The organism is Rheinheimera baltica DSM 14885, assembly GCF_000425345.1.
GTDB classification, from domain to species: domain Bacteria; phylum Pseudomonadota; class Gammaproteobacteria; order Enterobacterales; family Alteromonadaceae; genus Alishewanella; species Alishewanella baltica.
In genome coordinates this window covers 121,914-136,433 of record NZ_AUDG01000007.1, presented here as the reverse complement: position 1 = coordinate 136,433, position 14,520 = coordinate 121,914, and the positions used below count along the sequence as shown (strand labels likewise).

Below are 14,520 nucleotides of genomic sequence, written 5' to 3'. Positions count from 1 at the left end.
CATGAGCACACTAACCGCCGGACAAAAGTTTCGCGCTGCGATTACCGCGAATCAACCGCTGCAAATCGTCGGCACTATAAATGCTTACACCGCTATGATGGCTGAGCGTACTGGACATCAGGCGCTATATTTATCCGGTGCTGGTGTGGCCAATGCCTCTTTTGGCTTACCCGATCTTGGAATGACATCGTTAAACGATGTATGTGAAGACATTCGCCGCATTACTGCAGCTTCTAGTGTACCGCTTTTGGTTGATGCCGACACAGGCTGGGGTGGGGCGTTTAATATTTCCCGCACAGTAAAAGAAATGACCCGCGCAGGTGCGGCTGGTTTTCATATTGAAGATCAGGTAGCGCAAAAGCGTTGTGGCCATCGGCCAAATAAAGAAATTGTTAGCTTAGAAGAAATGGTCGACCGGGTAAAAGCCAGTGTGGATGCTCGCACCGATGAAAGTTTCTTTATTATGGCGCGTACTGATGCGCTAGCGCAGCAGGGTGTAGAGGCTGCTATTGAACGTGCTATTGCTTGTCAGGATGCCGGTGCCGATGCCATTTTTGCTGAAGCGGTGCATACCTTGGATCAATACAAAGCTTTTACTAACGTATTAAAGGTACCTGTACTGGCCAATATTACAGAGTTTGGCCAAACGCCACTGTTTAACAAAGCCGAATTAGCTGCTGTTGGTGTTGCGATGGTGTTGTATCCGTTAAGCGCGTTTCGTGCAATGAACAAGGCCGCGCTAAATGTATATCAGTCAATCTTGGCTAATGGCGATCAGAAAGCTGTAGTTGACAGCATGCAAACACGGGCTGAACTTTACGACTTTTTAAATTATCACAGCTTCGAAGAAAAATTGGATCAGCTGTTTAGCAGCAAGACGAAATAAGCATTCAACAGATTAAAGAAATGGGGACGAAACAATGGCAAACGCAAAACAGTTAACGGGCGCCGGCTTACGCGGCCAGGTAGCAGGTAAAACCGCACTCTCAACCGTAGGTAAAACAGGCTCAGGTTTAACCTACCGTGGTTATGACGTAAAAGATTTAGCGGCCAAGTGCGATTTTGAAGAAGTAGCGCACCTGATACTAAAAGGGGAGCTGCCAACAGCTACCGAGTTATCCGCTTATAAAACAAAGCTTAAAAGCTTGCGCAGCCTGCCTCAGGCGTTAAAAGATGTGCTTGAGCGCATTCCGGCCAGCGCACACCCTATGGATGTAATGCGCACCGGCTGTTCTATGCTGGGGAATTTGGAAACAGAGCAAAGCTTTGCCGAGCAACAAGACGCTACAGATCGCATGCTGGCGATTTTTCCGGGCTTAGTAAACTATTGGTATAACTACAGCCATCATGGCAAGCGTATAGATGTAGAAACCGCTGCAGACTCTATCGCTGAGCAATTTTTGTGGACCTTGCACGGTGAAAAGCCGCAGGCATTACATACAGAAGTGATGCAGGCGTCGCTAATATTGTATGCAGAGCATGAGTTTAATGCTTCTACTTTTACCGCTCGCGTATGTGCTTCAACACTCAGTGATATGCACTCGTGTATTACCGGCGCAATTGGTTCATTGCGTGGCCCGTTGCACGGTGGTGCCAACGAAGCGGCGATGGAATTAATTGAAAAGATGGATAACGCCGACGATGCCGAGCAAAAACTGCTGGGCATGTTGGCGCGTAAAGAAAAAATTATGGGCTTTGGTCATGCTGTTTATGCTGAGTCTGATCCACGCAATGCCGTTATTAAAGAGTGGTCTGAAAAGCTAGCCAACGCTAACGGTGATACTAAACTGTATGATGTATCTGTGCGCTGTGAGGCGGTGATGTGGCGCGAGAAAAAATTGTTTTGTAATGCCGATTTCTTCCATGCGTCTGCCTATAACTATATGGGTATTCCAACGAAGCTGTTTACACCGATTTTTGTTTGTAGCCGCTTAAGTGGTTGGGCAGCGCATGTTATGGAGCAGCGTGCAGATAACCGTATTATCCGGCCAAGTGCTGACTACGTTGGCGTAGAGCCACGTAACGTGAAGCCGATAGCCGCTCGCGGTTAAAAGAACAGCAACGTTGAGGGGAATTGCAACTGATCGGTTGCAACACCCGCCATGCTCGCCACAGCAATTACGCAGGACTTTCCTGTCCTGCGCCATAGGCCAGCCGAAGGCTGTTCAAATTCGTTCCAGACGAATTTGTCGCCCATGCCTACGGCAGGACTCAGACACTCTGTGGCTGCGCTAGCGGGGTTCCAACCTCACATTGCTGCAGACAAATAGACAGTTCAGCTTCAGGTGATAAAGCCAAATCGGCTTGATCTAAGCCAACCGTTGAAGCCCCGGACGGGCTGAGACGAGCCCCCAGGGATGGGTTTACGGCGTGTTGGCGTGGTCAAGCGGGTTTGAGCGTTAAGCCTTAGTCTGGTTATAACCAAGACAAACAGGTAATTACAATGAACAGCCAATACCGTAAAAAACTGCCCGGCACTAACCTGGATTACTTCGACACCCAGGCCGCGGTAGATGCAATAGAACCCGGCGCATACGCTAAACTGCCTTATACCTCGCGTGTGCATGCCGAAAACTTAGTGCGCCGCTGCGATCCTGCTATGCTAACCGAGGCACTAAAACAGTTTATTTATCGCAAGCGTGAATTAGACTTTCCGTGGTTTCCGGCCCGCGTGGTGTGTCACGACATTTTAGGCCAAACCGCACTGGTAGACTTAGCGGGTTTGCGCGACGCCATTGCCGAAAAAGGTGGCGATCCGGCCAAAGTTAACCCGGTGGTGCCTACCCAGTTAATTGTTGATCACTCATTAGCGGTAGAGCACGCTGGCTTTGAAGCTAACGCGTTTGATAAAAACCGCGCAATTGAAGACCGACGCAACGACGATCGCTTCCACTTTATTAACTGGACCAAAAAAGCCTTCAAAAACGTTGATGTCATACCGCCGGGTAACGGCATTATGCACCAGATTAATTTAGAGCGGATGTCGCCGGTTATTCACGCCAAAGATGGTGTCGCCTTTCCGGATACCTTAGTGGGCACGGACAGCCATACGCCGCATGTTGATGCGTTAGGCGTTATTGCCATAGGTGTGGGCGGTTTAGAAGCCGAAAGCGTAATGCTGGGCCGTGCCAGCTGGATGCGGTTACCAGATATTATTGGCGTACAGCTAACCGGTAAAGCGCAGCCTGGTATTATGGCTACCGACATTGTATTGGCGTTAACCGAGTTTTTGCGCAAACAAAAAGTAGTCTCCAGTTATTTAGAATTTTATGGCGAAGGTGCCGACAGTTTAAGTTTGGGTGACCGGGCAACTATTTCTAACATGACGCCAGAATATGGTGCCACAGCAGCCATGTTTAGTATTGATCAGCAAACGCTGGATTATTTAACCCTAACCGGTCGCGAGCCTGAACAAGTTAAATTGGTAGAAACCTATGCCAAAACTGCTGGCCTTTGGAGCGACAGTTTAAAAACGGCCGAGTACGAGCGGGTGTTAACGTTTGATTTGTCTAGCGTTGGCCGCACTATGGCCGGGCCGTCTAACCCGCACGCGCGTTTGTCTACCAGCGATTTAACCGCTAAAGGCATCGCCGCTAAGTATGACGTTGAAGAAGGCAAAATGCCGGATGGCGCGGTCATTATTGCCGCTATTACCAGCTGTACCAATACCTCTAATCCACGTAATGTTATTGCAGCTGGCTTGTTAGCACGAAATGCTAATAAACTGGGGTTAACGCGTAAGCCTTGGGTGAAAACCTCATTGGCACCTGGCTCTAAAGCCGTGCAACTGTATTTAGAAGAAGGTCATTTACTAAATGAGCTGGAGCAGTTGGGTTTTGGTATTGTCGGTTTTGCCTGTACCACCTGTAATGGCATGAGTGGCGCACTGGATCCGAAAATTCAGCAAGAAGTGATAGAGCGTGATTTATACGCTACGGCCGTATTATCGGGTAACCGAAACTTTGATGGTCGTATTCACCCTTATGCTAAACAGGCGTTTTTAGCGTCACCCGCGTTAGTGGTAGCGTACGCCATTGCTGGTAGCATTAGGTTTGATATTGAAAAAGACGTGCTGGGTTACTTTGATGGCAAAGCCATTACGTTAAAAGACATTTGGCCAAGCGATGCTGAAATTGATGCGGTAGTAAAAGCCAGTGTTAAACCAGAGCAGTTCCGTAAAGTTTACGAGCCTATGTTTGCCGTTGAAGTGGACTACGGTGACAAGGTTACACCGTTGTATGACTGGCGGCCACAAAGTACGTATATTCGTCGCCCACCTTATTGGGAAGGGGCACTAGCAGGTGAGCGGCCATTAAAAGGTATGCGCCCGCTGGCACTGTTGCCAGACAACATTACTACCGACCATTTATCTCCGTCAAACGCGATTATGTTAGACAGCGCAGCGGGTGAATACTTGCACAAAATGGGCTTGCCAGAAGAAGATTTTAACTCGTACGCCACGCACCGGGGGGATCACCTTACCGCGCAGCGCGCAACCTTTGCTAACCCTAAGTTGATTAACGAAATGGCCATTGTTGATGGCAAGGTTAAGCAGGGCTCGTTAGCACGGATAGAACCAGAGGGTAAGGTTACCCGCATGTGGGAAGCCATTGAAACCTATATGCAGCGTAAGCAGCCGCTGATTATTGTCGCTGGTGCCGATTACGGCCAAGGCTCGTCACGCGATTGGGCCGCCAAAGGCGTGCGATTAGCCGGTGTTGAAGCTATTGCTGCAGAAGGTTTTGAGCGTATTCACCGTACCAACTTAATTGGTATGGGCGTGCTGCCGCTGGAGTTTCAGCCGGGCACTACCCGTATTACGCTGGGCCTGGATGGCACTGAAACCTACGATGTTGTAGGGGAGCGCACACCGCGCGCGACCTTAACGTTGGTAATACACCGCAGTAACGGCGAAAGCTTGAACGTGCCGGTAACCTGCCGGTTAGATACCGCCGAAGAGGTGTCTATTTACGAAGCCGGTGGTGTGTTGCAGCGTTTTGCGCAGGACTTTTTGCAGGGTACTGTTTAACTGTTGTATCAAAAGTATGCAGTAATTGCTGTGATTACAACGCTCTGAACTGCTTGTCACAGCAACTCGCCCTTATGCCTTCGGCAGGGCTCAGACACTCTGTGACAACATTTCAGAGGTTCTAATCTTCGCAAGTAGAGCGTTTGGTTCAAGCAAGAAGAGTCGATACCCTGTTTTGTCGGCGCAGAGTGTCTGAGCGAGCGTGCAAACGCGAGCGAGTTGCTGCGACGAGCCAAACAGGGTTGTCGACTCGTACTCCACACAAATATATAGACTTCATTGGGTAACCACTATGAGCTCACCACAAATAAAAATCCCGGCCACCTACATGCGTGGCGGCACCAGTAAGGGCGTGTTTTTTAACCTGGACGACTTACCCGAAGCAGCACAAACACCGGGTAAAGCCCGTGACATGCTGCTGCTACGGGTTATTGGTAGCCCTGACCCTTACGGTAAACACACCGACGGCATGGGCGGGGCTACGTCTAGCACCAGTAAAACGGTGATTTTAAGCAAAAGCAGTAAAGCAGAACACGACGTTGACTACCTGTTTGGTCAGGTTGCTATTGATAAACCTTTTATCGACTGGAGCGGCAACTGCGGCAATTTAACCGCAGCGGTTGGATCTTTCGCTATCAGCAATGGTTTAGTGGCACCAGATCGCATCCCGCAAAACGGTATTTGTACTGTGCGCATCTGGCAGGCCAATATCATCAAAACCATTATTGCCCATGTACCCATGACTAACGGCAAAGTGCAGGAAACCGGCGAGTTTGAGTTGGATGGCGTTACTTTCCCAGCCGCTGAAGTGCAAATTGAGTTTTTAGACCCCGCCGCTGATGAAGGCGAGGGCGGTGGTGCCATATTTCCTACCGGTAACCTGGTAGACTCGCTTGAAGTGCCAGGCATAGGCACCTTTAAAGCCACGCTGATTAATGCGGGTATCCCAACCATTTTTGTTAATGCTGCAGATATTGGCTACAGCGGTACCGAACTGCAAGACGCGATTAATGGCGATGCCGCTGCACTTAGCCGGTTTGAAACCATTCGTGCCTATGGTGCAGTAAAAATGGGGTTAATCACCGACATTAGTGAAGCAGCCGAACGCGCGCATACGCCTAAAATTGCGTTTGTTGCACCGCCGCAAAGCTATGTATCGTCAAGTGGTAAGCAGGTAAATACCAAGGATATAGACTTACTGGTACGGGCGCTGTCGATGGGTAAATTGCATCACGCCATGATGGGTACAGCAGCGGTGGCCATTGGCACTGCAGCCGCCATACCCGGCACCTTAGTACATTTGGCCGCGGGTGGTGTTGATCGTGAAGCCGTAAGCTTTGGTCATCCATCCGGCACTTTGCGGGTAGGCGCAGCCGCAACAAAGGTAAACGGGCAGTGGACAGTAACCAAAGCTATTATGAGCCGCAGTGCGCGTGTACTGATGGAAGGTGTTGTTCGGGTACCAGGTGATTGTTTCTAGTTTTTGCAATTGGGTTCAAACACCGTATTGCTCCTAAGTAAGGGCAAAATGCCCTTACTTAGCTTAATTCGAGATAACAATACTCAGATATTTACCATGGAGCAGATAATATTCTACCGCTGTTTCAGTTTAGTTCTTACCACCATTGATAGACCGCTGTGTGGACGAACCTGTTTTGCGACGGCGCGCAGAGGCACCAATCGAAAACAAGCCTAAGCTCATCAAGGCAAGCATGCTTGGTTCTGACACTGCTACCACGGGCACATTTACCATAGCGGCACGGATAAAATCAGCATGAATGAAAGTAGGAACATACCCACTGAATTCTCCAAAACTAGAATTCAGGCCGCCGCCGATATCGCCAAAGTTAGTACCAAAACTTAATCCGTAACTGTTAATACCTGATATTAAACCATTAATAAAATTAGGGCCGCCTGAGTCTCCACCAGCTACGCCTACTTCACGATCACCTAAGCCTACATCGTCAAATATGCCACCTAAGCCAAGGGCACTGGCGATTCTGCCCGCTGTATCATTAATTGCTAAACCGTTATCGAAATCTGACAAATATGAAAATTCAACATCAGCAAACCCAAAAAAGTTTTGCCCAGCAAATTCACCATCAGTATCTCGATTTGTAAAAAAACCATTAAATAGTTCATTGCCCCACGCGAAGTCATACATGTTGTCACCTTCACGTAAATAGCCAGTTCTATTTAAGCTATTTAAGCCGTTGCCGTCGCCTCTTAAGCCATAGCCTGCCACGTTAAAATCTAGTCCTGTAAGATCACCCTCGGTATATATGTCATGCGAGATAGCCCACGCCGGAGCTTCTTCAGCTAAGCGAAGAACGGCAACGTCGTTTTGATCAATAACTTCACCGGAGTAATTTTCATTAACGAAGTAGTCGGTAACCTCAATTCTTACCACATCTGGCTGAGTTGCATATATGCGTTCATCAGGTGAAAGGCCACCGTCAGGCTGGAACGAGATAGTTGTCGACAAGGGGTTCGCTGTGCCGGCACCACCAGAGACGCAATGAGCAGCGGTTAAAATTGACCTGCGATCATTCATTAAGGTGCCCGAACAAACAAAACGTCCACCATCGCCATAATCCATCAACATGCCTACAACGCCACTATATGCGGGATATGAGGGATGATAAATCGAGTTTCCCAAAAGATTTGACGGTGAGCCGGTACCACCCTCTGCCGCACCAGTCAATAAACTGCGTGCGGTCCAACTGAAAGCATCACTACCACCGCTTACAATTAAGCTTGCATGTGAAGAAAACACGGCACTCATACTAATTACAAGTGTTACTGCTGCTGAAGCAAATATTTTTCTTGTAGACATGATTATGATCTCTTCTAATGGTTGTTATTGGACGTTTAAATTCTCTACGTTCTAATTCTCAGTGCGTTGGGCTTCTAAGACAACTTAAGCTAAAGTTACACAGCAAGTGCCATACCAGAATAAAATATACTTTTTAATCATATGCTTGGTGGGTTTCAATGAATAACTACCTAAAATTGTGTAAATAAACATGACACATTAAATCAATTCGGCAGATGTAGACTGTGTATGAGAAAAGTGATCAATGCCACAGGCAAGGCACAAAGATTTTCCGAAAAGTAATTAAACGAAGCGTTATTGGCCGTGGCAATGAATGATCGAAACTAACTCTTGAATTTCAAGCACATTAGCCTGTGAAAGTGGGCAAATTAAAGCCAGACCAACGAGTAGTATGGTGAAGTTACTGTGGCAGAAAAAACCGATATTAACCATTGATAACGTAGCACCTTTTTAATGCCAACTTTTATGTTACTCCCACTGATTTGCTAATGATTAATTAGAAAGTGAGAGGTTAGCGCTAGGCTTTATGTCGCTAGGTTAACGTGTCACTGTTGTAATTACAAATGTGACACAAAGTCGCGTTGCAACCTTACTTAGACGTGTATAGATGTTGGTAGCTAGGGCTGGAAATTTTACCGTTACCAGATGAGTTTACGTTATTAAAACGTAAAAATGAAAAAACTCGCAGCCGCGAGCTTTTTTGAAACTATTGGTCGGTACGAGAGGATTCGAACCTCCGACCCCTTCACCCCCAGCGAAGTGCGCTACCAAGCTGCGCTACGTACCGACTTAGGGCGTATCATAATGATTCCCCGTCAGAAAGCAATGCTCTATTCGCTGACTGCGGTAATTTTCACCAGTTGCATTTGTGCTGATTGACAAAGCTGTTACGTTTCAAAGTACCCACTATAGATATCTTATTGCTACCATCGGCTGGCTATCTATACGTCTTTACCTTTGTTAATATGGAATTCTTATATTTCCGTGAGTGTTTGACGTGCTGTGGATCCCCTTTACCTTGCTAGCAGCCTTTATGCAGGCTTGGCGAAATGCGTTTCAAAAACAACTTAGCAAAGATGTCAGTGTGACGGGTGTCACGCTGGCCCGTTTTATTTGGGCGTCGCCTTTAGCTGCATTGTATTTATGGCAATTGTATCATTGGCAACCTGTTGAACTGCCAACGTTTAACCTGACTTTTGTTTGTTTTATTGTCGCGGCAGCCTTGGCGCAAATACTGGCAACGGCCCTAATGGTTAGGCTATTTAAGTTAAAAAACTATGCCATCGGAGCCGGCTTGGTGAAAAGTGAGGCGATATTAGCCGCAATACTAGGTGTATTGTTATTTAGCGAAACACTAAGTTTACTTGGTTGGTGTGGTGTCGCGCTTGGCGCAGTGGCTGTGTTCTTACTTAGTGGGGCCAGCATAAAAACCTTTTCTTGGCCGGTGTTATTATTGGGGTTGGCAAGTGGTTTGGCGTTTGCGTTAACCTCACTGTGGGTGCGTCAAGCGAGTTTGGTACTTGGCTTGCCTTTTCCGCATGGGGCGGCCTGGGTGCTCATACTGGTTATTATGCTGCAAACCGTTTTGCTAGTGCTGTGGTTAAGTATAAAAGACCGTGCAACACTGGTTGCTCTTTGGCAGCGACCAAAGTTAACTCTGTTGGTTAGCGTTTGCAGTTGTGTAGGCTCGATTGGCTGGTTTACGGCAATGAGCCTGGAGTCGGTAGCCTTGGTAAAAACTTTAGGCCAGGTTGAAGTGTTGTTCATGTTACTGATTTCGGCCTTTATTTTTAAAGAAAAATTACAAAAAACAGATCATTGGGGTTTGTTGTTGATTGTGTTGGCAGCAATAGCGGTAATGTGGGCTTAATTACATACAGAGCTGGAGAATTTTCGCTAACTCAGTAAAATGACCGCTCTTTGCCTTTACCCATACAGTGAAACTTGTGTCTGATATAGATATATACGCCGACATTCGGCCTTATAACGATAATGAAGTGGCTCCGGCAATTGCACGCTTAATTGCCGACGATGAGTTCATCAAGGCGATTTTGCATTATCGCTTTCCGCATTTATCCGGCCGTTTTGGCTGGCTGTTATCGCCATTTATTAAGTTTGCCCTTACAAGGCGCTGGTCAAAGATTAAAACTGTTCAGGCGGTACAACGACAAGTTGCTGGTTTTATGGACCGGATGATCGATAAAACCACCAATAAAGTGACGGTATCGGGTCTTGAGCATTTAACACCGGGTAAAGCCTATTTATTTATATCTAACCATCGAGACATTGCCATGGACCCAGCATTGGTTAACTGGTGCTTGCACCACAATGGCTTTGATACTGTACGTATTGCTATCGGCGATAACTTGCTGCGAAAAGCTTGCGCGACTGAGCTGATGAAACTGAATAAAAGTTTTATTGTAAAGCGGGGCGCGAAAGGCCCGCGTGAAATGCTTAAAAATTTTTCACAATTGTCGGGGTATATTAAACATTCGCTGGAGCAGTGTCAGTCTATTTGGATTGCACAAAAAGAAGGACGGGCGAAAGATGGCAATGATGTAACTGACCCGGCAATTCTGAAAATGTTTTACATGGAAGGTAAAAAACGTGGTGAAGATTTTGCCAGTTTTATGCAAAGCCTGAATATTGTGCCGGTGTGCCTATCTTACGAATACGACCCCTGTGATGTAAGTAAAATAACAGAGCTGTGGCAAAAACGCGTGGCAGGGAACTACCAAAAAGCTGAATTTGAAGATATCGACAGTATTATAAAAGGCATTGTTGGCTATAAGGGCCGTGTTCATGTTGCCTTTTCGCAACCTCTGCAACAGGCTCCATCAGAACCAGAGCAATTGGCACAGGCTATTGATAAACAAATTTGGCAACAATATCGCTTGTTTCCGGTAAATTATTTAGCAGCGGGGCAACAACACAATAGCATTGATGAAAAAGTGGCTGAGCAATGGCAGCAGCGGTTGCAAGGGGTGCCCAAAGACGCGATATCCATGATGAGTGATTTGTATGCTGCGCCTTTAGTTAAACAGCTCCAGCTAGAGAAAGCATCGCATTGAGGTATTTGGTCGGCGTAACGTTGTTGTGGGCGTTCTCGTTTAGTTTGATTGGAGTCTATCTGGCCGGTCAGGTTGATGCCTATTTAGCGGTGTTAATCCGCGTTGTGCTGGCATGTTGCGTGTTTTTGCCGTTCTTAAGGGCACAGCCTTGGCCCTTAGTAATCAAATTGCTGACGTTAGGTGCTGTGCAGTTAGGGCTGATGTATTTATTTTATTATCAGGCTTTTTTGTTGTTGAGCGTGCCAGAAGTGCTTATTTTCACCATATTTACGCCAGTTTATATCACCCTATTGTATGACCTGATGCAGCGCCGCTTCCAATATCAATTTTTGTTGGCAGCAATAGTTGCCGTGCTGGCCGCTGCAATTATGCGTTATCACAGATTAACTGAGGACTATTGGCTTGGCTTCGCACTAGTTCAGGGCGCCAATCTGTGTTTTGCTGTCGGTCAGGTGGGCTATAAATTATTAATGTCAAAACACACCAAAGCAGTAAGGCAACATCAATTATTTGCTTGGTTTTACCTTGGTGCGTTAATTGTGGCTTTACCGGCCTGGGTTTGGCTTGGAGGGCCGAAGTATCCGGCAACTGCTGAGCAATGGGGCGTGCTATTGTGGTTAGGTCTGGTGGCATCAGGCGGTGGTTATTTTTGGTGGAATAAAGGGGCGACGCAAGTAAGCAGCGGCGTGTTGGCCGTAATGAACAATATGCTGATCCCTGCGGGTTTAGTAGTTAATATTGTTGTGTGGAATCGCAGTGAAAACTTACTGAGCATTGCACTGGGTTCATTATTATTAGTCATATCTTGCTGGTTATGCCAACCGCCGCGGCAAGTTGACGATTCTGGAGAAAAAGATGGCAAGACAAGTTAGTTATACTTTTAAAAAACAGCGTAAGGTCATCAATTTTAGCTATGACAAGCATCATGATATGTACGAGGCGGTCGCCGCGGCAGAAGGCATAGATTTAGCTGCTTTTCTTGCCATGGAGCAACAAGTGGCAATGACAGCTAAACGCGGTGCAGCGGTGAAGAATTATCGTCAACAAGAATTTGCCCGCATGGGCTTTGCCGATATCGCCTTTGTGCGGGAAGAAAAGTAAACGCAGAGCAGGAGCGTTACCTCTGGCTAATTTGCTGTATTAAATCGCAGGCAATAAAAAAGGACACTTAAGTGTCCTTTTTTTAGCAAGTGCTTAAATTACAGAACTGTAACGTTAGCAGCTTGTGGGCCTTTTTGGCCTTGTTCGATTTCGAACGCTACACGTTGACCTTCGTTTAAGGTTTTGTAGCCTTCAGTCTGGATCGCACGGAAGTGAACGAATGCGTCAGCGCCGCCGTTATCTTGAGTAATGAAACCGAAACCTTTATCAGCGTTGAACCACTTAACTACACCAGTTACTTTAGCCATGAATGACTCCTAAAAATTTAAATAAAACTAATTGACGCTTAATTGCGCTTTTAGCCTGACTGTTACCTTACTTATGCGGCCAAACGTGCGTGAATCTTCAGGACATGACTTACAATGAAGCTGTGTAGCGAAGTTTTCATAAACATTTTGTTACATAGGTCTGCTTTACAGGCCGAGACGCACTATAACAGGTCTGGACGGAATGTATATAGCAAAACACAAATAAACCGTTGTTAGGCAATAAAAAAGCGTAAAAAATAAAAAAGGCCGGAGATCCGGCCTTTTTGACTTGTTGCTTAATTATTGAGCATTAAGCATTTAATGCGGTTTGCGGCGCAATAAAGGCGAAACCTAAAGCTTCAGCCACACTTTCATTTGTTACCATGCCGTTTATAACGTTCAGGCCATTCATCAGATGAACATCATCTAACAATGCTTGCTTGTAACCTTTATTAGCCAAACGAATAATAAATGGCAGGGTAGCGTTGTTTAATGCAAAGGTAGAAGTACGTGGCACCGCGCCTGGCATGTTAGCTACGCAGTAATGCACTACTTCGTCGACAATATAAGTTGGGTCAGCATGGGTAGTCGGTTTTGATGTTTCAACACATCCACCCTGGTCGATAGCAACGTCGACAATAGCTGAACCCGGCTTCATGCGTTTAATATGGTCTTTAGTCACCAGTTTAGGCGCAGCTGCACCCGGCACTAATACACCACCGATAACTAAGTCAGCTGCCAGTACTTCTTGCTCTAACGCATCCGCAGTAGAGTAAATGGCTTTAACCGCGCCGTTAAATTGGGCGTTGATGCGGCGCAATACGTCTACACTACGATCCAGAACCGTAACATCAGCTCCTAAACCCAGTGCCATTTGCGCGGCGTTAGTACCCACCATGCCACCACCGATAACTACAACTTTTGCTGGTGCTACACCCGGTACGCCACCTAATAACATGCCGCGGCCGGCACAAGATTTCTCTAGTGCCCTTGCGCCTGCTTGAATTGACATACGGCCGGCAACTTCAGACATTGGCGCAAGTAGTGGTAAACCACCGCGATTGTCGGTAACGGTTTCATACGCTATACAAATGGCTTTTGATTTAATCAAATCTTCTGTTTGCGGTAAATCAGGTGCCAGGTGTAAATACGTGAACAGCACCTGACCTTCCCGCAACATGGCACGCTCAACAGCTTGAGGCTCTTTTACTTTAACGATCATGTCTGCCTGAGCAAATACGTCTGCTGCGGTTGCTAAAACTGTAGCACCGGCAGAAGTATAGTCTTCATCAGTAAAACCAATACCCATACCCGCATTGGTTTCTACCAGTACGCTATGTTTATGATTTATCAGCTCACGAACGCTAGCTGGAGTCATGCCAACACGGTATTCGTGGTTTTTAATTTCTTTTGGTACGCCAATGATCATCGTTTTATGCCCTATATTGAGGTAATTGTTGGCTGAGGTAACATTTATGCGCAGTATACTGCTAATTATATAGAATTAATGCTTGTTTTATAGATATCTTGTAGTGTTTAATTCTGTTTAAATTTAAAAAGCAAATTTTTAAACTGCTATGTATTCTTTAAGTAAAAGTATCAAGAAGTTAGACCGTATTGACCGCAAAATATTGTTAGAATTACAACGTGACGGTCGATTAGCTAATGTTGAACTTGCCCGCAGGGTCGGGCTCAGTCCTACGCCATGTCTTGAACGCGTGCGTAAACTGGAAGCTGAAGGGGTGATATTAGGCTACACCGCACAGGTTGATCCGCAAAAAGTTGGGGCGGCGCTTTTGGTGTTTGTAGAGATTACGCTAAGTAAAACCTCCCCTGAAGATTTTGATGAATTTAGCAAAGCAGTAGAAAAGCTGGAGCAAATTCAGGAGTGCCATCTGGTATCGGGTAGTTTTGATTTTTTACTTAAAACCAGGGTAGCCAATATGGCAGCGTATCGTGAGTTGCTTGGTGAAACCTTACTTCGGTTACCCAGCGTCCGGGAAAGCCGTACTTATGTGGTTATGGAAGAAGTCAAGCAAACTACCTTTGTTGCAATCAGTAGTTAAATACGGGTTCAGCCACGCTTCACGGATGCACTTTTATAGTGTCTCTGGTATCTTAGCCTGCAGTACTAAACCTTGGTGCGCTTGAATAAAAAATAAAGACAATAGGTAG

General features: G+C 46.4%; 12 protein-coding genes and 1 tRNA gene. 9 read left to right on the top strand and 4 right to left on the bottom strand.

The features are described from left to right. The first annotated feature begins 1 nt into the window (after position 1). From prpB to prpF, 4 genes are all read left to right on the top strand, one after another. A complete protein-coding gene (gene prpB / locus H595_RS0104800; RefSeq protein ID WP_027670175.1) occupies positions 2-886 on the top strand; it encodes a methylisocitrate lyase in 885 nt (294 codons plus the stop codon). 34 nt (positions 887-920) lie between these two features. After that, a complete protein-coding gene (gene prpC, locus H595_RS0104795; protein WP_027670174.1) occupies positions 921-2,051 on the top strand; it encodes a bifunctional 2-methylcitrate synthase/citrate synthase in 1,131 nt (376 codons plus the stop codon). 392 nt (positions 2,052-2,443) lie between these two features. After that, entirely contained in the window at positions 2,444-5,029 is a 2,586-nt protein-coding gene (gene acnD / locus H595_RS0104785) for a Fe/S-dependent 2-methylisocitrate dehydratase AcnD (protein ID WP_027670173.1), read from the top strand. Between the two features lie 292 nt (positions 5,030-5,321). Then, complete coding sequence (prpF, locus tag H595_RS0104780) at positions 5,322-6,509, top strand: 2-methylaconitate cis-trans isomerase PrpF (RefSeq protein WP_027670172.1); 1,188 nt, start codon at positions 5,322-5,324, stop codon at positions 6,507-6,509. Positions 6,510-6,638: 129 nt separating this feature from the next. On the opposite strand, the gene H595_RS0104775 is transcribed toward prpF, so the two are convergent. Together H595_RS0104775 and H595_RS0104770 are read right to left on the bottom strand one after the other, a co-directional pair. Then, entirely contained in the window at positions 6,639-7,865 is a 1,227-nt protein-coding gene (locus H595_RS0104775) for a trypsin-like serine protease (protein WP_084153469.1), read from the bottom strand. 710 nt (positions 7,866-8,575) lie between these two features. Beyond that, positions 8,576-8,652 (bottom strand) — tRNA-Pro (locus H595_RS0104770). A 201-nt stretch (positions 8,653-8,853) separates the two neighbouring features. Here H595_RS0104770 and H595_RS0104765 point away from each other — a divergent pair. The 4 genes from H595_RS0104765 to H595_RS0104750 all read left to right on the top strand — a co-directional run bounded on the left by H595_RS0104765 (position 8,854) and on the right by H595_RS0104750 (position 12,037). Then, entirely contained in the window at positions 8,854-9,735 is an 882-nt protein-coding gene (locus tag H595_RS0104765) for an EamA family transporter (protein ID WP_338109691.1), read from the top strand. Between the two features lie 76 nt (positions 9,736-9,811). Then, a complete protein-coding gene (locus H595_RS0104760; RefSeq protein WP_027670169.1) occupies positions 9,812-10,936 on the top strand; it encodes a 1-acyl-sn-glycerol-3-phosphate acyltransferase in 1,125 nt (374 codons plus the stop codon). After that, entirely contained in the window at positions 10,933-11,808 is an 876-nt protein-coding gene (locus H595_RS0104755) for an EamA family transporter (protein ID WP_027670168.1), read from the top strand. The genes H595_RS0104760 and H595_RS0104755 overlap by 4 nt, the downstream gene beginning before the upstream one ends. Beyond that, positions 11,792-12,037: a DUF2960 domain-containing protein gene (locus H595_RS0104750; RefSeq protein WP_027670167.1), complete on the top strand. Its 246-nt coding sequence runs from the start codon at positions 11,792-11,794 to the stop codon at positions 12,035-12,037. The genes H595_RS0104755 and H595_RS0104750 overlap by 17 nt, the downstream gene beginning before the upstream one ends. Before the next feature lie 98 nt (positions 12,038-12,135). Here the strand turns inward: H595_RS0104750 and cspE are convergent, their stop codons facing one another. Next, positions 12,136-12,345 (bottom strand): transcription antiterminator/RNA stability regulator CspE, encoded by a 210-nt coding sequence (gene cspE, locus H595_RS0104745; RefSeq protein WP_027670166.1) that lies wholly within the window; start codon positions 12,343-12,345, stop codon positions 12,136-12,138. Positions 12,346-12,655: 310 nt separating this feature from the next. Then, positions 12,656-13,774, bottom strand: coding sequence for an alanine dehydrogenase (gene ald, locus H595_RS0104740; protein WP_027670165.1), 1,119 nt, complete (start codon positions 13,772-13,774; stop codon positions 12,656-12,658). Positions 13,775-13,922: 148 nt separating this feature from the next. Between ald and lrp the strand changes: the two genes are divergently transcribed. Next, complete coding sequence (lrp, locus tag H595_RS0104735; protein ID WP_027670164.1) at positions 13,923-14,411, top strand: leucine-responsive transcriptional regulator Lrp; 489 nt, start codon at positions 13,923-13,925, stop codon at positions 14,409-14,411. Positions 14,412-14,520: the final 109 nt, after the last annotated feature.

What these genes read in the sequence shown, in the direction of transcription:
- prpB (WP_027670175.1), top strand. Translation starts at nt 2, where the DNA reads ATGAGCACACTAACCGCCGGACAAAAGTTTCGCGCTGCGATTACCGCG.
- prpC (WP_027670174.1), top strand. Translation starts at nt 921, where the DNA reads ATGGCAAACGCAAAACAGTTAACGGGCGCCGGCTTACGCGGCCAGGTA.
- acnD (WP_027670173.1), top strand. Translation starts at nt 2,444, where the DNA reads ATGAACAGCCAATACCGTAAAAAACTGCCCGGCACTAACCTGGATTAC.
- prpF (WP_027670172.1), top strand. Translation starts at nt 5,322, where the DNA reads ATGAGCTCACCACAAATAAAAATCCCGGCCACCTACATGCGTGGCGGC.
- H595_RS0104775 (WP_084153469.1), bottom strand. Translation starts at nt 7,865, where the DNA reads ATGTCTACAAGAAAAATATTTGCTTCAGCAGCAGTAACACTTGTAATT.
- H595_RS0104750 (WP_027670167.1), top strand. Translation starts at nt 11,792, where the DNA reads ATGGCAAGACAAGTTAGTTATACTTTTAAAAAACAGCGTAAGGTCATC.
- cspE (WP_027670166.1), bottom strand. Translation starts at nt 12,345, where the DNA reads ATGGCTAAAGTAACTGGTGTAGTTAAGTGGTTCAACGCTGATAAAGGT.
- ald (WP_027670165.1), bottom strand. Translation starts at nt 13,774, where the DNA reads ATGATCATTGGCGTACCAAAAGAAATTAAAAACCACGAATACCGTGTT.
- lrp (WP_027670164.1), top strand. Translation starts at nt 13,923, where the DNA reads ATGTATTCTTTAAGTAAAAGTATCAAGAAGTTAGACCGTATTGACCGC.